Genomic DNA, 19429 nt, shown 5'->3' with positions numbered 1-19429 from the left:
CTGTCTCACTTCCGGGTGCCGAGCAGGCCGAGGATGCCAACAGGAATGAGCAGTACCCATTGCGGCAGCGTGAGCAGTCCGGACGGCCCCGAGAAGATCAGTGCCACGGCGACGAACACCAGGCCGAAGAACAGCCACAGCCACGCCACAAAGCGTGCGGCCCCTGCCGATGCCGGTGTGCGGGTCGGCAGGGCGCTCCGGATGAGGGCCACCGCCGACAGCACGAGCGTCACGGTCACGAGATGCCAGCATGCGTACAGCAGCAGGCGCAGGGGCGAGGACAGGGCCGAGTGCAGCAAGGGTCCTTGTATCTCTGCCGTCCCGGCAAAGGTATGGACGGCGGCGGTCAACGCGGCGAGAAGGCCCGAGCTCATCAGCAGGCGATGGATTTTCATGAAAGGCCGTTTTACCCGAACTCGTCGTGTTGCGGCCGGTCGTCTGTGATGTCGAACCAGACAGGCTTGGAGCCGACGTAACGAGCAGCAATCGACCTATCTGCTAGACTGAAAAAATGGCTCGCACGCACATCACCCACAACGCCGCATTGGTGGCGTGTGCCTGCGCGAAGAAAAAGGAAAAAACCCGGCTCATCTGACCGGAGCTGCGGTTCCGTCGTCGGATGAGCGACGGAACCGGATGCCGCCCTCGCGTGCCCGCGACCCTCACATGTCCTTCGACGGTTGAACCCTCGGTCAACCTATAAAGGACTTGTCATGGCAACGATCACGCCACCCCCTTTCCGCGGCCTTTGGGTGCCGCTCGTCACCCCCTTTCGCAAGGGTGCCGTGGACCACCAATCACTCGGTGCGCTGACGCGCTCCCTGGCGCAGACCGGCATTGCCGGCTTCGTGATCTGTGGTTCCACCGGCGAGCCTGCCGCGCTCGATGAGGACGAACAGCTCGCCTGCCTGAACACCGTCGCCCGACATGCGGGCGACCGGCCATTGGTCATGGGGGTGAGCGGCTACCACCTGGACGCCGTGAGCGAGCGGGTTCGCCGGCTGACGGCGCTGGCGGCTTCCGATGTTCCGAGCCTGTGCGGCCTGCTGGTGCCGGCGCCCCACTATGTCCGTCCTTCACAGGACGGGTTGCGCCTGTGGTTCGAAACGCTGGCTGATGCGAGCGGGCTGCCGCTGATCGTCTACGACATCCCCTATCGCACCGGCGCCGTCATCGCACGCGAGACCTTGCTGGCCCTGGCGGCGCATGCAAACATCCACGCGGTCAAGGACTGTGGCGGCGATGCCGGCAAGACGCTGGCACTCATCAGGGACGGACGCCTGGCCGTGCTGTCCGGCGAAGACCTGCAGATGTTCAATACCTTGGCGCAAGGCGGAGCCGGTGCCATCGCGGCCAGTGCGCACCTGCACACGGATCGTTTCGTGGCGCTGGTGAACGCCCTGGAGCAGGGCGACCTGGCTTCCGCGCGGGCGGTCTGGCGGGCAGTGGTGCCGCTGATCGAGGGGCTGTTCGCGGAGCCCAATCCTGCGCCCATCAAAGCCCTGCTCGCGCGGCGGGGATGGATGACGCCGGAACTTCGCATGCCTTTGACTGGCATTTCGCCCACGCTGCAAGAACGGCTGAGCGCGATGGATTCGGCGCTCTGAAGGGCACTCGTCCACCTCGCGGAAGCCGGCCGGCGAGGTCGGGGAGGGCCTTGAAACCTGCCGCATGCACAGAGCCCGGCGACCCCGATGGTCGCCGGCTCACGCCCCGGCAAAGGTGTCAGTCCAGAAGCCGCGCGCCGTGGGGCGTCTGGATGTTGGCGATGCAGCGCGGGGCAGGGCTTTCCTGGAACACCACACGTTCCTCATGAAGGTGGGGTGCGAGTTCCTCCGCGATCCGGCCGGCCTCCGGATGCAACACGGTGAAGCGCGTGAGCGAACAGCCGAGCTCCGCCATGCGGTCGGCAGGGTGCGGCCCTTCGGGCCATTGAATCAGTGTCGGATAGGCACCGTCGAACGGCATGCCGCCGTCCTCGGGCACCGTGATCCTCCAGGACATCTGGTCGCGCGTGACTTCCACGGCCGGGCCGCGGCTGCCCGGCAAGCAGGCCAAGGCCCGGTCGATCGAGGCGGTGCGAACGACCCAGGTCACCAGCCTCGGCGATTGCGCCAGGCTGCGGCGCATCGCAGGATCATCGAGGCAGAACCACCGCTTGCGGGGCAGCGGCCCGGCCTCGGGATCAGGCGCGATGACCTCCAGGAAAAGCCCCTCACCGAGGCGCAGCAAATGGTTGTGGGTGCCCATCCCCAGGTGGCGTCCCCCCTTGGGAATGGCTATGCCCAGCCGGCTCTCGACGTGAGCAAGTCCTTCTGCGAGCGTGAGGGCAGCGACCGTGATGTGATCGAGTTGGAGCATGGGGAATCAGTGTCGGTCCTCCTGGCGCAGAAAACAACGGTATGGAAGTTGTCCTCCGGCACAAGGCGAATCACGCCCGCCGACGCGTGTCGCGAAGCGATCCTCACCCGCCGGCCGCCGAGTAGGCCAGAGCCACATAGTGCTCGACGTGTTTCGACTCAAGATCGTTCAGGCTCTGCAGCTTGAGGTGACGGCGTTGCTTGCCCTTTCCCTCCAGCAGGCCCTGCTCATCCGGAAGCGCCGCTCCGTGACTGAACTCGAGCGACACATGCGAGGTGTAGCAGAACAGTCCGCAGAACGGCACACCTCTTGAGAAAAGGATGCCGCCATACTTCACCTCTTCAGTGACCCCGTCGCCGACGGCCAGAACTTGGCGCCTTGCCCGCTCCATCACTTGATGGCCCATCTCGTTCACGAGGCGAATGTCCTGAAGCAGGGTGGTGATCGACTTGGCTGGCATCGGGGCGCGGCTCCGGTGTGGCGGGGGTGGGGTGGGTGGCGGGCCGCATCGGGTGGTCCACCGGGGTTTCCTATTCTCCGGTCGACATCACCCCGCCTGCCGCTTCGAAGAGCGGTGCAGCCGTATTCACCGTCGCGCTCCGACCCGGCAATAGTTCACGCTTCAGAACGACGTGCGTCGGCAGCCCGCCACAGACCCCTTGAAAGGGGGGCAAGGTAGATGTTGCATTTGGTTTCTCTTTGGTAACCTTCGCGCTTCGGCCCGCCGCCTTCTCGGGGCCTCTGCCTGGAACTTGTCCTTCGGCTCACGGCCCGCGATCGATGCTTTCCGAACGTAATGAGACTTTCCCCGGCCTGTGGGGAGCGCTGTGGCTGGTGCTGGCCTGGTTCATGTGCGAGTACCTGACGTGGGCGCTGTTGACCGACCTGCTGCCCGGCCAGGACCGCATGGAGGCCGGGGCCTTGGCCAGGCTGCTCTCGAACGCCTTGCTCTTTGCCGGGCTCATGTCGTTCAAAGGCCTGAGCTACCGCCAGCTCTTTCATGACAGCGCCAGCAGTGTGAAAGCCACCTTGGCACTGACCCTGGTGCCGGTGCTCGCCTTGGTGCCCACACTGTTGCAGGTGGGTGGCTGGGTCGACGAACTGCTTCAGCGGGTGTTGCCGATGTCTGCCGCGGAGGCGCAGGCCTTCGCCGATATGGGGCGCCCCTCCCCAGGTGCCTTCGTGCTGGTCTGCGTGTTGGCGCCCGTGCTCGAGGAGATGCTGTTTCGCGGTGTCATCCTGCGCAGCTTTCTGAAGCGCTATACGCCCGGGGTGGCGATCGTGCACTCCGCGGCCATCTTCGGGCTGGCGCATCTGAACGTCTACCAATTCGCGGCCGGCTTGATCGGCGGCGTGGCGCTGGGCTGGATCTATGAGCGGACACGGTCGCTATGGCCCTGCATCGCACTGCATGCGGCCTACAACGTCAGCGTGACCCTGCTCGCGCAATCAGGCATCGGCAGCGAGGCCGATGCGCCCGCGTCGACCTCTTTCGCGTGGGTCGCTTTACTGTCGGGTGGCTTCGGCGTGGCCTGGCTGGTGAAGTGCCTCGGCTGGCCGGGTGGCACGCCCGCCTGGGGCCGCACCAAGCAGTGACGCCTGCTGGGAGTCGCTGGCCATCTACGGCGGCGGCGACAACACGGGCGAGCAGGCCCAGGAGATCAACGGCATTGCGGCGGGCGTGGAACTGGGCACCTGGTCGGGCGCCGCTCCGACCCACCGAATGAGCGGGGGAGCTCCATCCATTTCGGTAAGCCGATGGCGGCATGGAGGCGCAGCCGCCCGAATTGGATGGAGGGGGATAGCGCAGCGGGCACAAGCCGGCTCAGTCCTCAGGTCGGTCCTGCTGTTGGATGTACTGCCGGATCACCTTCAGCGGGGCGCTGCCGCAGCTCAGCACGCAGTAGCTGCGAGACCAAAGCACCGGCCGAGAGTAGAAGCTTTGCAAGTGCTGGCTGAACTCGTTTCGCGAGCGCCGGCTGGTTCCTGTCTTGAGTGCGTTGACGAACTCCGCCAGTGCGACCGTCGGCGGCAATTCGATCAGCAATCGCCGGTTCGTGATGGGCCGCCAGATGCCGCAGTAAACCGCTGAACCGCCAGCCCGCCCGCGGCCCCGAAAGGGGCCTGGGCGGGCTTTCTTTTTTCTCGGTCCATGCATCGCAACGATGGTCGACCCGCGGAGGCGGGTCGGCCCGTCGCGACGCTTTGCCCTCAACGACCCAGCCTGGACAGGAAGCGGTTGGTGAACCCCCAGGTCCCGGCCTGACCGAAGGTGTTGCAGATCGGGGAGGCCGCACCGGGCGGGCAGTCGACATCCCGGTCCACGGACCAGAAGTGCACGCCTGCCAGGCGGTTCTGCCGGGCGAATGCCAACACGGTATCGACGTCGGCCAGCGTGAAGGTCTCGGTCACGACGTCGTTGCCGCCGATCATCGGCGTCAGCTCGATCTGGCTGTACGGCACGCCATGGTGCTCGTGCAGGTTTTTCGCCGCCTGCAATGCCGACCTGCCCATGTCGCAGCGCCCGTCGCCGCCGACCGTGCACACGCTGGGGGTCGGGCTGCCGTAGTCCATCACCATCAGGTTGATGATGAAATTGCGCATGCCGAACGCCTTCAAGGCTTCCATCGTGCGCACGCCGGCCGCACCCAGGCTTTGCGGCGAGTTGCCGCCAAGCGTCGCGAGCGTGAAGCTGAAGCGCAGCCTCGGATGGTTGCGCTGCGCTGCGATGGCGCGCTGCACCAGGTCGTTGATGACGTCCTGGCCCTGTCCGCCTTCGATGTCGAAGTCGACACCGACCAGATGGGGCGAGTCGTAGTTCTGGAGGAAGGCTTCGAACCCGGCGTCGCTGCTGCAGGTGAACGCACCCGCCGCACCACCCGTCGAGATGATGTAGTTCTTCCCCGCACTCACGAAACGCTGGACATTGGCCTGGGCCAGGGCTGCGGGTTGGAGGCCGCCCCAGGTTTCCTGGCCGCATTCCCCCGTGGCGAACGACCAGGTGACGGTTCTGACGCCGCTCGGCAAGGCGTCCAGGAGCGGCTGGCGGCTGCCGGGCACCGCAGTGGAGATGACGTTGGTGTTCCAGTCCATGTTGATCGTCACGTCCTTGTACGGACCGAACAGGAAACCTTGCGGGCTCGGTGGAGGCGGACCGGGGGGCGGCGGAGGCGGAGGTGGCGGCGGCGGTGTCGGCCCGGGGGGCGGAGGTGGCGGTGGCGTGGGCCCGGGGGGCGGAGGTGGCGGTGGCGGTGGCGGAGGTGTGGGCCCCGGCGGCGGCGGGTTGCTACCACAGCTGTCCACCCGGGTCCACGGCTGGCCGCTGCCGGCGGAGCCGTTGTGGCTGGTCGGTTCCTGGCCTTGGGTCCACCAGTTGGCCCGGTAGGTGGCGCCTTGAGCGCTGACCAGGGCGCCGCCGCTGTAGGCGGTGCCGCTGTTCCACGGTGTACCGCAGCCGGGCGAGGGCGACGGCGACGGGCTGGGGGACGGCCCCGGCGCGGGCGGCGGGGTGTTGTCGGCTCCGACTGGCGCCCACAGGCTCGGCACCGTCGGGTTCCAGCCTGACTGGCTGTGATCGACCTGGTCGACCACAGCGCGGTAGTCGCGTCCCTCGTACGAGACGATGGTGCCGGCCGGGTAGAAGGTGTCGGCTTTCCACTCCGGGGCGGCGTGGAGCGAGGCGGCCGCCAGTGCGGCAACGGCGACGGTGAGCAGGCGCAGGCGCGCTCTCCGCAGTGAGAGGTGATGAGGCATGGCTCGGTTCTCCTTTGCGGTCTGGGGCTCGCGCATCAGAGATGCCGTGACGGCGATGCGCGAGGGAGGGCCGGAGAGCCACTGGAGCAGACCTGTTGCTGCCTCCGGGTGCCGAGATGCCGACCGCGATGGGCCGGCACGCTCGTCCCTGTTTGCCGCACCGCCTAGGCGAAGGGCGGTGGGCGTCTGCCCCGCAGCGCCGCGGGCACAGCGCCCGGCGACCTGCCTAATATAGGCAGTCAAGTACCAGTTTCGTACCAGTTACGACAAGTCAAAGCCGCCACACGATGTTGTCGGCGCTGGCGTCCGACGAGCACGGTGGACAAGCGCTGCCTTAACGCCGTCCCGCCTTGATGTCCTCGATGGTGTCTGCGATCAAGCGCCGGTTATGCCGGAATGCGGCCAAGGTGTCCCGCATCGTGGTCAGCAGATTTTCCGTCTCCCCGAGGTCGGCACCGGTCGCCGCGAGCTTGTCGGCGGTCGCTTCGACCGTGGCGAGCTGCGCTTCCGCAGCCGCGATCTGCCGGTCCGCCTCGGCAAGGTGCTCCAGTTCCTTTGCAAGGTCTGCCATCACCGCTCCTTCGTGCTTCCACCTTGCCGATGATGGTCCAGCCGGCGCGGGTGAAGCAGCGGGTTTATCCCGTTTGCGCTTTGAGGCCTGCGCAAAACGGCGACCGACGTTGAAGCCGGAGCGGGGTGGAGCCGGGGCCGAGCACCATCACGCCTGAGACACCGAGAATGGCGCGTATCGCTCACCTCATCTTTTGGAAGATCACATGATTCTTGAAGTCGCACCGCTGCGGATTCGCCCGGGCCAGGAAGCAGAGTTTGAAGGCGCGTTTCTGGTGGCGCAGAAGTTCATCTCTTCAATGCCCGGCTACCTCTCGCATGAGCTGCAGCGCTGCATCGAGCGTCCCAACGAGTACATCCTGCTCGTCCGATGGTCCTCGCTGGAGGCGCACGAAGTGGGGTTCCGCCAGTCGGCCCAGTACCAGGAGTGGAAGCGCCTGCTGCACCACTTCTACGACCCGTTCCCGGTCGTTTCCCACTATCGAGAGGTCCACTCGGCGGCGGCTCTTTAACCGCCCGCAGCCGCACCCGCGCAGCACCGTGGTCGGCTGGCCGGGCTTTGGGCTGATTGGCGGAAGCGAGGGATACAAACCGGATGCGGCAGCACTCATGGGCATCAAGCCTCGGGAAACGCCCATGCCAGTCAACCTCAACACCCCTCCGAAAGTTCCCCCTGGCGGCCCTATGGCCGGTAGCGCCGGGGCCGCACAGTCCACCTCGACGCAGCACGGCGGCCTGCAGACAGCGTCCGAGGGACCGCCCCACAACACGGTCAGCACATCGCCGTCGCAGGGGACGCCGCCGATGAGCGCCGCCGAAGCGCGCCTGCGCTCGGCGGCCATCACCCAGCCATCCGCTGAAAGAGCCAAAGAAGCACAGCGCACCCTGCTTCGCGGCATCAACAAGCTGAGCGAGAAGATCGTCGACAAGTTCCCGCCGAATCGGTTCAGCTATGTCGGCCTGGGCCGCAGCCCGACAGCCGTGATCGCCTCGCTGCAGAACGCCCGCTTGCGCGGGCAGATCGTGCCGCTCTCGAGCTTCCGGCCGGCCCACAGCGTGCCTTCGATCACCGACGAGGTGTTGATGTCGAAGGACGCGGAACGCCTCACGCCGCAGCAGCGCGAGCGGCTGTTCGCACACTTCGAGTCCAACTTCCCGAAACGGCCGGAGCGCAACGAGGTGCTGTTGATCGACTACACCCAGTCTGCCAAATCGCTGGTGGCGGGTCAGGAGCAGCTGCAGGCCTTCTTCCAGCACAAGGGCTGGGACGACATCAAGGTCCACGCCTTGGCGCTGGCCCGCCCCGGCCAGGCCGGCTATGCGGAGCTGGTGGGCGAGCAGATCGGCACCAGCAAGGTGTCGGACTGGTTTGTCAGCCGGGTCGGTGACCGGGCCCAGTTCAAGGCGCAGTGGCACGCGATGTCGTTGACCGAGGGGCCGTATGCGAGGACCAGCGAGGAGGCGGCGCTGGAAAGCCTGTTCAGCAGGCAAGGCACCGATGCGTTCGGCCAGTCCTACAAAGTGCTGGAGGAGGGGGCGGAACGGCCCGAGCCCATCCGCGACGCGCCGGGGGCGACCTCCGCCTACACCGTGCTGCGCGAGGCGCTGGACGAAGGCTACCAGCTCGACAAAGAGGACAAGCGCCAAGCGACGGCGTGAACGCACTGAACCCCGGCAGGGCGCCGGACCCGGCGCTCCAAGTGCTCATTTCATCGCGAGGAAGGCGCCGGGGTACTCCTTGCGATACCAATCCTTCACCTCTTCGTGTCCCAGAGACAGGAACTCTCGCGCACGCGGAAGCAGGCCGAACAACAGCGCGGCGGCCGCCGCGGTGAGGCCGAAGCACAGGTAGACCGCATCGATGCCGTACCGGGCGACGCCTGAAGCCGCAAGGGCCGGGCCTATCATGCCGGCGATCTGTGTGAAGCACAGATTGACCGAGGCCATGCGAACTCGAAAGGCCTGCAGAATGGTCAGCGTGCGATGCGTCTGCCCCACCAGCGTGTAGACCGAGTTGGCGCAGCCCACAAAAAACAGAGCCAGCACCATCATTCCCGCTGAACCGCACAGGCCCACGCTCGCCAGGAAAAGCCCTTCGGCGGCTGCAGCGCCGCAGCGGGACGTGTAGCGCCCGACTCGCTGCACCAGATGCCGCTGTCCTGCCAGGGCCCCGACCAGCATGCCAACCGACAACGCGGCTTCGGCCCAGCCCAGCCAACTGCCCGGCAGTCCGAGCGACTGGATCTTGAGCGGAATGAGCATCGTGACAGCCGGACCGAGAAAGATCCAGGCCAGGAAGTTGGTCAAGGTCCAGCCGCGCTCCAGCGGAATCGCCCACTTTGCGATCAAGCCGCGCCGCAGCTCCGACCACCACGAGGCTGCGGCCGGAGGCGAAACCCCTTGTGTGGGGGGAGCGGGGATGAAGCAGGCGGCCGCAGCCGCAGCCAGGTACAGCAGTGGCATCGCGACCAGGGCGCCTTGCACGCCGCCTGCGGCAATCAGTACCCCGGCCAACAAAGGCCCCAGGATGCGCCCCAGCGCCGCACCCGCCTTCTGCAGGCTGAGCACCTCGGCCAACTGCGTCGGTGGCACCAGTTCAGCGGCCAGGTGGGCCAGGGCCGGTCCCACGAGCGCATGGGCGACCGCTGCCGCCATCTCGGCGGCCAGCAGCAGCGGGAAGCGGTAGTGATCAGAGAGCGCGAGCGCCGCGATCGCCGTGGCGACGAGCACCTGGGCCGTGAGCCCGAGGACGATCTGCAGCCGCTTGGGCCACCGGTCGCCGAAGGGGGACAGCAGCAAGCGGCACAGCAAGGTGACGACGGCCAAGACCACCCCATAGGTCGCCAGCTCGCTCACACCGCCCTGCGTGGTGATCCACCATGGCACTGCCACGTAGCCGATCATCTGCGACAGCTCGACCAGACAGTCGCTCACGAGCAGTCGGCGGCATGCAGGCGGGGTATGCCGCAAGCGTTGAAGCAGTGGATCCATGAAGGTGCGCGCCGCTGGCAGCGGTGCCTGGCGGCCCCGGCGCAATCCGGCAAAGCCGTTCAGTCTATAGAGGCGCCACCCATCAGACGATGAAGAATGGTAAGTGCGCGGCTCGATCGACGCGGCGCCTCCGGAGTCTGGACGATCCCTAGAACGTGTGATTGAAGGGGGAGGTGAAGACAACGTCCAATGGTCCTGCCGAACGTCTCACCCCCACCGAATGCGCGGGGGGCTCCATCCATTTCGGTAAGCCGATGCGTGCTGCGCTGGGCATTGGAGGCGACGCATCACGGTCAGGAACTGGCCAATACGGGCAACCCTCACGCTGCCCGTGAAACTCCATCCTTTGCATTGCATAGGATGGAGTAGTTCATTTGCGCGACCTGCGGGCAGCGGATGTCAGGCATCCGACCTCCTCTCGTGAGGACGAGCGGCAAGACACAGTACGTGCCGCAACGCCTTCGTGAAATGAGCGACGCGGACTGGACGCGCTATCAAGCACGAGTCACAGCGAACTGGAACATCCATCAGGCGAGACCGAAGGCGGACTTGTCACCCGGAGACTATCTGTACCACGCGACCCAGTCCACGCTCCGCTCCACCATCGCGCGATCCGGTCTGCAGCCGAGAAATCCGGCATGGGGCGCCGTGCCGAGGAGGTCGACCGAGCATCGATGGGATGCCTCGAAGGACGGCTATCTGAGCATGTCCACCACACGAGCGGGTGCCGGGGCGATGGGAGGCAGCTCGATCTTGCTGCGAATGTGCATCAGGGACGACAACGACAAGAGGAACTGGGACTTCCGGCAGAACAGCGCGCGCGGCGCCACCGAGGTCAGAACCACCGTTCCCGTGCCCCCGGGAAGGCTCGAATGGTCTAGCGACGCGGGCAGAACGTGGAGCCCCTTGGTCGATTGACCATTGATCGGGGCTGATGGCCGTGACCGCGGCCTCACCCCCGGGCTTACGGCGTCGCCGCGCCGGTCAGTTCGCCCAGCAGCTGCTGGACGTGCTCGAGATGGTCGAGCACGGTCGGCAGGGTCGCCGACGCGAAGCGCTGCAGCGCGGGCTGCTGGCCCGAGCCCATCTCCCAAAGCAGCACCTGGGTGGTCTTCTGGTGCTCGATCAGTTGGTCGCGCACGTAGGCTTCGTCGAAGGCGGCGCCGTCCAGCCGGGCCAGCCTGTCGTACGTCGCCCGGTGCTCGTCGGACGGACGATCCGGCGGCACCAGGCCGGCTTGCCGAGCCGCCGCAGCGAGTTGCTGGTTGGCCTGTGAATGCTCGTCGAGCATGCGGCGCGCGAAGCGCTTCACCGCGTCGCTGCGGGCCTTGTCCAGCGCCAGGCGGGCCAGCTGGACTTCGGCCAGCCCGCCCTGCCCGGCGAGCGTCACGAACAGCCGGTCCTGCGGGTTGGGCACGTCCGCCGGGGCCCGCATCTGGCTGGACGGGGTGGTGCCGGCGGGGTTGCCCTGCTGCGCCGGCGAGGAGCTCGCGGTCAGGGCCGCGGCCACCGCCGCGAGCGCGGCGATGAAGTGTCGGGTCGAAGTCATCTCACGCGCTCCGTTCAAAAAGGCTCTTACAGCGCCAGCATGTAGGTGGTGAGTGCCTCTTTTTCAGACTGGGTCAGCTTCAGTCCCAGCACGAGGTTGAAGAACTCGACGGTGTCGGCCAGGGTCATCAGGCGCCCATCGTGGAGATAGGGCGGCGAGTCCTTGATGCCGCGCAGCGTGAAGGTCTTGATGGGTCCGTCCGGCAGGGGCATGAAGTCGTTGACGCTGACGCTGCGATAGAAACGTTCGAGCTTCAAGTCGTGCATCTGGTGATCCAGGAAGGACTGCTTTGCGATATGGCACTCGGCGCAGCGTGCCTTGCCGTGGAACAGGCGCTCGCCGGCCAGCTCCTGCGGGGTGGCCCGGGTCGGATCGAGCCGGCCGAAGGGATCGAGCTTGGCCGCCGGCGGAAAGTCGATGATGTTCTGCATCTGCGCCATCATCGCGACCTGGTTGGTGCGGTCCGGCAGGTGCGGGCCCTTGCGCGTCGCGCTGACGTGGTCGCCGTTGAAGTACGCAGTGCGCTGCTCGAACTCGGTGAAGTCCTCGATCGAGCGCAGCGAGCGCTTGGAGCCGTGGATCTGCTGGTTGAACATGCCGCGCAGGCTGGTGCTGTCGAGCCGGAAGCGCGACGCCTGCGGCCGGAGATCCGGCGTCAGGTGGAAGGCCGCATTGGTGTGGAAGTTCGCGTGGCAGTCCATGCAGGCCACCCCGCGGCTCGGCAATGCGACCTTGCGGTCCTCGGTCTGGTTGAACTCTTCCTGAGGGAAGGGTGTCAGCAGCAGTCGCATGCCTTCCATCTGCACCGGCGTCACGATGCCGTTGAGGATCTCGTAGAAATTGGTCAGCGTCAGCACCTGCCCACGCGAAACGTCGCCCAGGTGCGGATGTGTGGTGAGGAAGATGGGCGGCGGGAACTCTGGCGTCAGATGGTCCGGCAGGTCGAAGTCGACGTCGAAGCGTCGCAGGTCGCGCTGCTCTTGCCGGGCGATCTCGTCGATCTGCCGGTTCGGGAACACCTGTCCGCCGGCCGCCTGCTTCACGTGCGGAAGCGGCTTGAAGCCTTCCGGCAACAGGCCTTTCGCCTTGATCTCCGCCGGGCTCATCTGCGCCAGCGTCTCCCAGGTGACGCCGGGCGGCAGCTTCACTCGCACGCCGCCTTGTACCGGCTTGCGCCCGCCGGACATCATCACGCCCGGGATGGGTCGCATCGACAGGTCGTAGCGTTGGTTCAGCAGCTGCTGCTGGCGCTGCATCACGGCGGGTTTCTGCGCTTCGTCGGCAGCTTTTACAGCAGAAAACGGCAGCGTCGGCAAGGGCCGGTAGGTGGCGTCCGCCGGCAGCGGGTCAGCGAAGCTGTGCACTGCGATGGCGGCCACGCCCGTGGTCAAAGCGATACCGAGTAGCTTGCGCATGCACGGCTCCTTCAGCGTGAGGAAACGACACCGACGCCCGAGCGATGGGGCGAGTGGGTGGATTGCAGAGCCTGACGGCAATCCCTGTTCCCGTGCTTCAGGCGCAAGTGAGTTTGGCAGCAGCGCCGCCACTCAGTGCTGCATGAGCCCCGGCTCAGGTCCCCGCGACCGCCTTCCACGCGGACGACGCTCGTGCGCGGACCAGCCAGCAGGCAGCGGTAAAGCGGACTTCAGCGCCTTGTACGTACGGCTGAAAGGCGGCGCGGACTGCCTGAATGACCTGCGTGCGAAGCGGATCTTCCGTCTCCTGGAGGATCATGCCGACGGGACCGAGCTGACTCAGGTAAGCGACCAGCTCCTTTTCGGGCAGCGTGCAGACGGCATGGATGGCCCGAATATCGATCGCATCCCAGCCGCTCGCCTCGAGAATGTGGTGGACCCGCCGCTCATCCGAGAACGCGAACTGCCCCGGCGCACCCGGTCGCCGCGGCGGGAGGCCGGGCAGGAGCGGGGCCGCCACACGCTCGGCGGTTGTCATGAACGGATTCTCCGCCGCACTCCGCCACGCGACGAAGCGGAGTTCGGCGTCGTCCCTGGCGGCGCGCCGCAGGTTCTCGAAGGCGCGGACAGGGTCGTCAAAGAACATCACGCCGAAGCGCGAAATCACGAGGTCGAAGCTTGCAGGCTCGAACGCGTGGTTCTGAGCGTTCGCGACGATGAAGCTTGCAGGGGTGCTTTCCCGTTCTGCGCGGGCACGGGCCGCGACGATCATCGGATGCGAAATGTCGATGCCGGTGCAGCGGCCTTTCGCTCCGAGCAGCCGTGCGATGGCAAGCGTCGTGCTGCCGGTTCCACAACCGACGTCGAGCACTCGGCCTCCGGATGCCTCGTAAGCCGCCTCGACAAGCAGGTCCTCGAAGGGCTTGAACATCCGGTCCAGCAAGGCCTGCGACCTGACCCAGGCGCGTCCGGCGTGGCCGTTCCAAAGCCGCGTCTGTTCGTCATTGGTGGGGTGGGTGACATCCATGATCGTCTTGCCTTTCCGAAGAAAAGGCTACACAGTGCCACTTCAAGTCAACTTGAGGTCAAGACGGTGATACATCTGGACATCACAGAGGTGGCGCAGCGGACCGGAGTTCCTGCTTCAACGCTGCGGTTCTACGAGGAAAAGGGGCTGATCGCCTCGGTCGGCCGGCGAGGACTGCGTCGCCTGTTCGATCCCGGCGTGCTGGAGCGCTTGGCGTTGATCGCATTAGGGCGTGTCGCAGGGCTGACGCTCGACGAGATCGCGCTCATGTTCGCGCCCGACGGGCGGCCGCGCATCGATCGGCAGGTACTTGCTGCGAAGGCGGAGGAACTGGACAGGACGATCAGCAAACTGGAAGCGATGCGAGACGGCCTGCGGCACGCCGCCGCCTGCCCGGCGCCGTCCCACATGGAGTGCCCGACTTTCCAGCGGATCGTGCGCGCTGCGGCACGCGGGGCCTTCGGGGTGCGCAGGAAGAGGGCTTTGCCGCTGACCAGGTAAGCCCGGCCAGCATGACGATCGGCTGCGGCCAGTGCCTGTCCGCGCGACCTGCGAACACCGCATGCCAGAATCGCTCCTTTCATCGAATCCCCATTCCTATCCTTGCTCGCATGTCCGATCTCACCATGCTCGCGATCGATCTGCCCACCCGCGCTGCGTCCCTGCCGCAGGCCTGGCGCTCCACCGTCGTCGGCCAGGCAGCCGGGGCCAAGCTCAAGGTGCTGCGCATGGACGGCTCGGCCTATCCCGCAGAAAGCCACGACTTTGATGAAGCGCTGCTCGTGCTCGATGGGCGGATGCATCTGCAGATCCAGGGCCAGGAGCTGACCGTACAGGCAGGCGAAGTGTTCATCGTGCCTGCCGGCATGCCCCATGCGGTAGCTCCAGGCAGCCACGGGACACTCGTCATCATCGACCGCTGAATCGCGATCTGCGGCCACCCTCACAAGAGAACGCGCATGAAGACCTACGACATTGATGTACAGCGCCTGAAGTCGGTCAAGCACGACAAGGGCCTCATCGAGCTGTCCACCGACGTGTTGGTGCTGCCCCGCCCGGTGCGTGATGACCATCCCGCCAGCAGTTGCCTGCGCCTGCCCGTCGAGCACGCCCGCACCTTGGTGATACTGCTCAAGCAGCAGCTTGCCGAGCTTGACAAACTGCAGCCGCGCAGTCGGCGTACCGGGCGGGCCTGACCGTGCTGCGGCCTGCCGGCGATGCCGTCACGGCTACATGGTCACGAAGTGCTTGCGCAGCGTGTGCAGCGTGAACGACACGTTGATGTCGGCGTCGTACACGCTCATCTCCTCGCGATTTGCCGGAGGGCCGCCGAGGCGCGCTTCCGTCACCTTGTCCTGGCGTTTGAACTGGATGGTCGGCCGCAAGCCGGGCCCGACGAAGGTGGCGATCACCACCAGGTTGTCGACCTTCTTGCGGGCGATGTCGTACGCCTCCACTTCCGCGTCCTCGTGGGCCCCGCCGACGCCGCAACCGAGTTGGTCGCGGATGTTCTGCGGATTGTGGTTGTCGTTGTGGCCGACGATCAGCAGGCGAGTGATCAGCTGGTCACCGATCAGGTCCTTCATCTTCTGAGCGGCCGCGACCACGTGCCGTGCCGGTTCGCCGACCGCGGAGCGGTCCATCGTGAAATGGCCTCCCACCAGGAGGTCCGGCAACACGGCGATCACCGCGGTGCAGGACGACATCCCCGGGAAGGCGAGGCACGGCCCCGCTCCTGCATAGTCTTCGCGTATGACTCTCGCCGTCCGCGTGTCCACGACTTTCGGCATGGCTTGCCCCTTTTTCTTCAAATGCCGGAGCAACTCCGGTAGAGGGACGATAGGCGCCGGCCGGCACTTTGCCACCCCTATCGTTAGGGGTCGTCGCGAGACAGGGGCGTGTCGATGCCGCCGGACTTGACGAAGTCGGCAAAGCGGTCCGCCGGCAGCGGCTTGCTGAAGTAAAAGCCCTGCATTTCGTCGCAGCCTTCCGCCCGCAGGAAATCGCGCTGCTCCGAGGTCTCCACCCCTTCGGCCACCACCGTCAGGCTCAGCGTCTTGCCCATGGCGATGATCGCGCCGGTGATCGCCCGGTCGGCGGAATCCGTCGCCAGCTCCCGGATGAAGGAGCGATCCACCTTCAGCGCGTCGATCGGGAACCGCTTGATCTGCGCCAGCGACGAATAGCCGGTGCCGAAGTCGTCGATGGAAATGCGCACGCCCATCGCCTTGATCCGGGTGAGCAGTTTCACCGCCCGCTCGGTGTTGTGCATCACCATGCCTTCGGTGAGCTCCAGCTCCAGCAGAGACGGCTCCATGCCCGAGGTCTGCAAGGCGCCGGCGATGTCGTCGAGCAAAGTGTCGTGCATGAACTGGCGGGCAGAAATGTTGACCGCCATGCACATCGGCGGCAGCCCTTCGCGCTGCCAGGCGACGTTCTGCTCGCAAGCGGTCTGCAGCACCCAGCGCCCGATCGGGACGATCATGCCGGTCTGCTCGGCCACCGGGATGAACTGCATCGGCGACACCGCCCCCAGCTCGGCGCTGTGCCAGCGCAGCAGCGCCTCCACCCCGGTGATGTCCTCGTTGCGCAAGCCCACCTTGGCCTGGTAGTGCAGCGAGAACTCCCCGCGCGCCAGCGCGTTGCGCAGTCCGGTCTCCAGCGCCAGCCGCTCGAGCGACTGGGTCTTGATGTCCTTCGAGTAGAACTGGTAGTTGTTCTTGCCCTCTTCCTTCGCCACGTACATCGCGATGTCGGCGTTTTTCATCAGCGTCTGGTCGTCCTCGCCGTCCGTCGGGTAGAGGCAGATGCCGACGCTGGCCGTCACGCGGCAATGCTGGTCCTGGACCACCACCGGCTCCAGCACGGTGGCGAGGATCTTGCGGGCGACCACGGCGACCTGTTCCGGCTCCTCGACCTCCTGCACCATCACCACGAATTCGTCGCCGCCCAGCCGCGCCACCACGTCGCAGCCGCGCAGGCAGTGGCGCAGCCGCTGCGAGACCTCCTTCAGCAGCTCGTCGCCGGCGTCGTGCCCGAGCGTGTCGTTGATGATCTTGAAGCGGTCGAGGTCGATGAACAGCACCGCCAGCTTGCGCTGGTAGCGGCGTGCCGCGTGCAGCGACAGGTTGAGCAGCTCGTGGAACCACGCCCGGTTCGGCAATCCGGTCAGGCTGTCGTGTCGCGCCATGTACTGGATCCGCTCCTCGGCCGACTTCTGCTGCGTGATGTCGCGGCCCACGCCGCGGTAGCCGAGGAAACGTCCCTGTGCGTCCTGTATCGGCTCGCCGCTCACACGCACATGCTGCATCGAGCCGTGGCGGCCTTCACGGTGCATCACCATTTCGCGAAACGGCTGGCGTGCCGCCAGCAGCACCCGGTGTTCGTCCCAGCCGCCGTCCACCTCCCAACCGAGCTCCCACCAGGTCTTGCCCCGCTCGTCGGCGAAGGCGGTGGTATCGCCGCTGACGTGGCGGCCCTCCAGACGGGTGAAGCGATAGTCGCTGTCCTGCTCCCAGAACCAGTCGGACGACAGGGCCGTCAGGCTGCGGAAGCGGGCCTCGCTTTCGCGCAAGGCCTGCTCGGCGCGCGTGCGCTCGGTGACATCGGTATAGACGGTGACGAAGCCGCCGCCAGGCAGCGGCAAACCTCGTACTTCAATGATGCTGCCGTCGGCGCGCTCGCGCTGGAACAAATGCGGCTCGAAGCGGCGCGCCAGGTCGATGCGCGCGCGCACCTGCTCCTCGATATCACCCGGGCCGTAGTCTCCGCGTTCAGCGTTGAAGCGCATGAAGGCCGCGAACGGGGTGCCGGGCTGGCACAGCGCCTCGGGGAAGCCGAACATCTCGCGGCAGCGCCGGTTCATGCCGATCAGTCGCAGATCCTCGTCTGCGATGCTGATGCCCTGGTCCATGTACTCGAAGGTCTTTTCCAGCGCCAGTTTGCTCTCGCGCAGCGCCCGCTCGGCCCGGGCCCGCTCGGTGATGTCGCTGTAGACCGTCACGAAACCGCCGCCGGGCAGGGGCCGGCCGGTGATCTCGAGGACCGATCCGTCGGGCCGTTCGCGCACGAAATGATGCGCCTCGAACCGGCGCGCCTGCTCGAGGCGAGAACGCACCTGCTCTTCCACGTTGCCGGGCCCGTAGTCGCCGCGCTCGGCGTTGTGGCGGATGAAAGCCTCGAAGGGGGTGCCGGCCACATGGAGCGCGTCGGGGAAGTTCAGCAACTCCCGGAAACGCCGGTTGACGGCGACCAGCCGCAGCTCGGCGTCGAACACGCTGACCCCTTCGGCCATCGTGTCGAACATGCTTTCGAGCAGCACGCTGCTCTCGCGCAGGGCCAGCTGCGTGCGCACGGCGTCGGTGATCTCGCGTGCAATGCCGCGGTAACCCTGGAAGCGGCCGTCTTCGCTGAAGACCGGCATGCCGCTCGTGGTGATGTAGCGCACTTCGCCCCGGGCATCGATGCGCTTGTAGACGAAGTCGGAAAACTGGCCGTGCGCTTGCAGCACGGCCTTGTGGGTGTCCCAGCACCCGCCGTCGCCAACGGGGACATTGCCTTCCGACCAGCGCACCTTGCCGATCATCGCGCGCGGGTCGAGGCCGAGACGTCCGAGCAGCGGCCCCGCGACATGGGTGAAGCGGAAATCGCTGTCCTGCTCCCAGTAGAAGTCGTACGCCAGCTCGATCAGGCTGCTCAGGCGGTCGCTGTCATCGCCCGGCGATGCCGCGACGGCCGGTGCCTGTTCGTAGGCCCTGCGATTTTCCGCTCCTGGTTGCCGATCCGCCGCCATGTTCTTGCCGTACTGCCCTAGGAAGAGGTCCTCGCCATCGGTGTGGCAGGGTGTGTGAAGGCTCCCGCTCGAGGAAGGACGCCGCTGCACGGAAGCTCCCTGCACGAGATACAGCGCCGGGCCGGGTTTGACGGCAGGGGGAACCGAGGCGGGCGACTCAGGGCATTCTGCCTGCCGGCCTTCTTCTTGTGGAAAAGCGGGGTGCGCAATAACCACGACGGCGTCACACCTCGGGATGCAGGAAAACCCTAGGACTCCGGCCCGCCCCCCGGAGAATCCCGTCCCGCATCCGAGGCAGCCGCGACCCGGTTGTGGAAGATATAGTGACCTCGATGCCGGCAGGGAGGCTTTCAGCAACATCGTGGACCGGCCCCCGGTTTGTCCCGTCATCCGGCTGCACGTCCGCGTGATCGCACGCCGTCTGCGGCATGACCCACCAACAAAAGGGAGGCACCCAGTTGTCAAACGGCGATCGACTGGTCCTGAACGGAGATCCTGAGCACAACAAGCAGGTCTTTCGACTGCTGCGCAGCTGTCTGTCCCAGCTGACGCCGGTACAGGGACACGAGGCGCGCTCCAATGGCCCTTTGCCGCTGGAGTATCTCGACTACTGGCGGTCGCGCCAGTTCTCCAACCCGATCTTTCAATTGAGGCGCGGCACCCCGGTGGACAGTGGCTTCTACCATGATGGAGAGTATTTCGTCTTCGACCGCTCGCAGGTGAAGGCGCTGGAGATCCTTTTCATGGTCCCCGCCAAGATGCCTGGCGGGGTGTGGGTCACCTTTGTGGGGCATGGGGAGGGGGGCCGAGCGAGCGCGGAGTACCCCGTCCGGCCCGTGAGCGAGAAAGTGGTTCACGCACTCGCTGATCTGTCGAGAATCGCCGATGGGTTCGAGTGGAGGTTCTCGTTCTCCATGGCGTCCGATGTTTGACCTTTTCTCGCCCAAGCGCCAACCCATCGGAGGCTGATT

General features: G+C 66.2%; 19 protein-coding genes and 1 pseudogene. 8 read left to right on the top strand and 12 right to left on the bottom strand.

The genetic code is table 11. The features are described 5' to 3' along the window. Positions 1 to 5 precede the first annotated feature (5 nt). Positions 6 to 395 (bottom strand): hypothetical protein, encoded by a 390-nt coding sequence (locus OOT46_RS09220; RefSeq protein ID WP_265403302.1) that lies wholly within the window; start codon positions 393 to 395, stop codon positions 6 to 8. A 318-nt stretch (positions 396 to 713) separates the two neighbouring features. Here OOT46_RS09220 and OOT46_RS09215 point away from each other — a divergent pair, with 318 nt between their 5' ends. Further along, a complete protein-coding gene (locus OOT46_RS09215) occupies positions 714 to 1607 on the top strand; it encodes a 4-hydroxy-tetrahydrodipicolinate synthase family protein (RefSeq protein ID WP_265403301.1) in 894 nt (297 codons plus the stop codon). 118 nt (positions 1608 to 1725) lie between these two features. Here the strand turns inward: OOT46_RS09215 and OOT46_RS09210 are convergent, their stop codons facing one another. Then, positions 1726 to 2361, bottom strand: a complete 636-nt coding sequence (locus tag OOT46_RS09210) for a VOC family protein (protein WP_265403300.1) — start codon at positions 2359 to 2361, stop codon at positions 1726 to 1728. A gap of 103 nt (positions 2362 to 2464) precedes the next feature. Then, positions 2465 to 2821 carry a DUF1801 domain-containing protein gene (locus OOT46_RS09205; RefSeq protein ID WP_265403299.1) on the bottom strand — a complete coding sequence of 119 codons (357 nt, stop codon included), beginning with the start codon at positions 2819 to 2821 and terminating at the stop codon, positions 2465 to 2467. Between the two features lie 416 nt (positions 2822 to 3237). Between OOT46_RS09205 and OOT46_RS09200 the strand changes: the two genes are divergently transcribed. Next, on the top strand, positions 3238 to 3957 hold the full coding sequence (locus OOT46_RS09200; protein WP_265403298.1) for a CPBP family intramembrane glutamic endopeptidase: 720 nt from the start codon (positions 3238 to 3240) through the stop codon (positions 3955 to 3957). A 229-nt stretch (positions 3958 to 4186) separates the two neighbouring features. On the opposite strand, the pseudogene tnpA reads toward OOT46_RS09200, so the two are convergent. The 3 genes and pseudogenes from tnpA to OOT46_RS09185 all read right to left on the bottom strand — a co-directional run. Beyond that, positions 4187 to 4408: pseudogene (tnpA, locus tag OOT46_RS09195) on the bottom strand (IS200/IS605 family transposase); the annotation flags it as partial. A 164-nt stretch (positions 4409 to 4572) separates the two neighbouring features. Further along, the gene (locus OOT46_RS30775; RefSeq protein WP_322114245.1) at positions 4573 to 6114 is read right to left on the bottom strand and encodes a carbohydrate-binding protein; all 1542 of its coding nucleotides are present in this window, start codon (positions 6112 to 6114) and stop codon (positions 4573 to 4575) included. Positions 6115 to 6448: 334 nt separating this feature from the next. Then, a complete protein-coding gene (locus OOT46_RS09185) occupies positions 6449 to 6685 on the bottom strand; it encodes a hypothetical protein (RefSeq protein ID WP_265403297.1) in 237 nt (78 codons plus the stop codon). Positions 6686 to 6890: 205 nt separating this feature from the next. On the opposite strand from OOT46_RS09185, the gene OOT46_RS09180 reads away from it, so the two are divergent. Continuing rightward, the gene (locus OOT46_RS09180) at positions 6891 to 7196 is read left to right on the top strand and encodes an antibiotic biosynthesis monooxygenase family protein (RefSeq protein WP_265403296.1); all 306 of its coding nucleotides are present in this window, start codon (positions 6891 to 6893) and stop codon (positions 7194 to 7196) included. 292 nt (positions 7197 to 7488) lie between these two features. Beyond that, the gene (locus OOT46_RS09175) at positions 7489 to 8343 is read left to right on the top strand and encodes a hypothetical protein (protein ID WP_265403295.1); all 855 of its coding nucleotides are present in this window, start codon (positions 7489 to 7491) and stop codon (positions 8341 to 8343) included. Between the two features lie 45 nt (positions 8344 to 8388). On the opposite strand, the gene OOT46_RS09170 is transcribed toward OOT46_RS09175, so the two are convergent. The 4 genes from OOT46_RS09170 to OOT46_RS09155 all read right to left on the bottom strand — a co-directional run bounded on the left by OOT46_RS09170 (position 8389) and on the right by OOT46_RS09155 (position 13666). Next, positions 8389 to 9618: an MFS transporter gene (locus OOT46_RS09170; RefSeq protein ID WP_265403294.1), complete on the bottom strand. Its 1230-nt coding sequence runs from the start codon at positions 9616 to 9618 to the stop codon at positions 8389 to 8391. A 1021-nt stretch (positions 9619 to 10639) separates the two neighbouring features. Continuing rightward, positions 10640 to 11224: a DUF4142 domain-containing protein gene (locus OOT46_RS09165; protein WP_265403293.1), complete on the bottom strand. Its 585-nt coding sequence runs from the start codon at positions 11222 to 11224 to the stop codon at positions 10640 to 10642. Positions 11225 to 11250: 26 nt separating this feature from the next. Next, a complete protein-coding gene (locus tag OOT46_RS09160) occupies positions 11251 to 12639 on the bottom strand; it encodes a hypothetical protein (protein ID WP_265403292.1) in 1389 nt (462 codons plus the stop codon). 154 nt (positions 12640 to 12793) lie between these two features. Further along, positions 12794 to 13666 (bottom strand): class I SAM-dependent methyltransferase, encoded by an 873-nt coding sequence (locus tag OOT46_RS09155; protein WP_265403291.1) that lies wholly within the window; start codon positions 13664 to 13666, stop codon positions 12794 to 12796. Between the two features lie 66 nt (positions 13667 to 13732). On the opposite strand from OOT46_RS09155, the gene OOT46_RS09150 reads away from it, so the two are divergent. From OOT46_RS09150 to OOT46_RS09140, 3 genes are all read left to right on the top strand, one after another. Then, a complete protein-coding gene (locus tag OOT46_RS09150) occupies positions 13733 to 14167 on the top strand; it encodes a helix-turn-helix domain-containing protein (RefSeq protein WP_265403404.1) in 435 nt (144 codons plus the stop codon). Positions 14168 to 14292: 125 nt separating this feature from the next. Continuing rightward, positions 14293 to 14589, top strand: a complete 297-nt coding sequence (locus tag OOT46_RS09145; protein WP_265403403.1) for a cupin domain-containing protein — start codon at positions 14293 to 14295, stop codon at positions 14587 to 14589. A gap of 36 nt (positions 14590 to 14625) precedes the next feature. Continuing rightward, entirely contained in the window at positions 14626 to 14862 is a 237-nt protein-coding gene (locus OOT46_RS09140; protein WP_265403290.1) for a hypothetical protein, read from the top strand. 33 nt (positions 14863 to 14895) lie between these two features. Here OOT46_RS09140 and OOT46_RS09135 read toward each other — a convergent pair whose 3' ends face one another. Together OOT46_RS09135 and OOT46_RS09130 are read right to left on the bottom strand one after the other, a co-directional pair. After that, the gene (locus tag OOT46_RS09135; RefSeq protein ID WP_265403289.1) at positions 14896 to 15372 is read right to left on the bottom strand and encodes a hypothetical protein; all 477 of its coding nucleotides are present in this window, start codon (positions 15370 to 15372) and stop codon (positions 14896 to 14898) included. Positions 15373 to 15539: 167 nt separating this feature from the next. Further along, a complete protein-coding gene (locus tag OOT46_RS09130; protein WP_265403288.1) occupies positions 15540 to 18548 on the bottom strand; it encodes a PAS-domain containing protein in 3009 nt (1002 codons plus the stop codon). A 338-nt stretch (positions 18549 to 18886) separates the two neighbouring features. On the opposite strand from OOT46_RS09130, the gene OOT46_RS09125 reads away from it, so the two are divergent. Then, positions 18887 to 19390 (top strand): hypothetical protein, encoded by a 504-nt coding sequence (locus OOT46_RS09125; protein ID WP_265403287.1) that lies wholly within the window; start codon positions 18887 to 18889, stop codon positions 19388 to 19390. Positions 19391 to 19429: the final 39 nt, after the last annotated feature.

It is taken from the genome of Aquabacterium sp. A7-Y (genome assembly GCF_026153205.1).
Classification (GTDB): domain Bacteria; phylum Pseudomonadota; class Gammaproteobacteria; order Burkholderiales; family Burkholderiaceae_C; genus Caldimonas.
The sequence above is the reverse complement of the archived record's forward strand: the minus strand, read 5'-3'. Positions and strand labels throughout refer to the sequence as shown.

Excerpts from the sequence above, each read along its gene's own strand:
- OOT46_RS09220 (WP_265403302.1), bottom strand. The coding sequence starts at position 395 with ATGAAAATCCATCGCCTGCTGATGAGCTCGGGCCTTCTCGCCGCGTTG.
- OOT46_RS09215 (WP_265403301.1), top strand. The coding sequence starts at position 714 with ATGGCAACGATCACGCCACCCCCTTTCCGCGGCCTTTGGGTGCCGCTC.
- OOT46_RS09210 (WP_265403300.1), bottom strand. The coding sequence starts at position 2,361 with ATGCTCCAACTCGATCACATCACGGTCGCTGCCCTCACGCTCGCAGAA.
- OOT46_RS09205 (WP_265403299.1), bottom strand. The coding sequence starts at position 2,821 with ATGCCAGCCAAGTCGATCACCACCCTGCTTCAGGACATTCGCCTCGTG.
- OOT46_RS30775 (WP_322114245.1), bottom strand. The coding sequence starts at position 6,114 with ATGCCTCATCACCTCTCACTGCGGAGAGCGCGCCTGCGCCTGCTCACC.
- OOT46_RS09185 (WP_265403297.1), bottom strand. The coding sequence starts at position 6,685 with ATGGCAGACCTTGCAAAGGAACTGGAGCACCTTGCCGAGGCGGACCGG.
- OOT46_RS09180 (WP_265403296.1), top strand. The coding sequence starts at position 6,891 with ATGATTCTTGAAGTCGCACCGCTGCGGATTCGCCCGGGCCAGGAAGCA.
- OOT46_RS09175 (WP_265403295.1), top strand. The coding sequence starts at position 7,489 with ATGAGCGCCGCCGAAGCGCGCCTGCGCTCGGCGGCCATCACCCAGCCA.
- OOT46_RS09165 (WP_265403293.1), bottom strand. The coding sequence starts at position 11,224 with ATGACTTCGACCCGACACTTCATCGCCGCGCTCGCGGCGGTGGCCGCG.
- OOT46_RS09160 (WP_265403292.1), bottom strand. The coding sequence starts at position 12,639 with ATGCGCAAGCTACTCGGTATCGCTTTGACCACGGGCGTGGCCGCCATC.
- OOT46_RS09155 (WP_265403291.1), bottom strand. The coding sequence starts at position 13,666 with ATGGATGTCACCCACCCCACCAATGACGAACAGACGCGGCTTTGGAAC.
- OOT46_RS09145 (WP_265403403.1), top strand. The coding sequence starts at position 14,293 with ATGCTCGCGATCGATCTGCCCACCCGCGCTGCGTCCCTGCCGCAGGCC.
- OOT46_RS09140 (WP_265403290.1), top strand. The coding sequence starts at position 14,626 with ATGAAGACCTACGACATTGATGTACAGCGCCTGAAGTCGGTCAAGCAC.
- OOT46_RS09135 (WP_265403289.1), bottom strand. The coding sequence starts at position 15,372 with ATGTCGTCCTGCACCGCGGTGATCGCCGTGTTGCCGGACCTCCTGGTG.
- OOT46_RS09125 (WP_265403287.1), top strand. The coding sequence starts at position 18,887 with ATGACCCACCAACAAAAGGGAGGCACCCAGTTGTCAAACGGCGATCGA.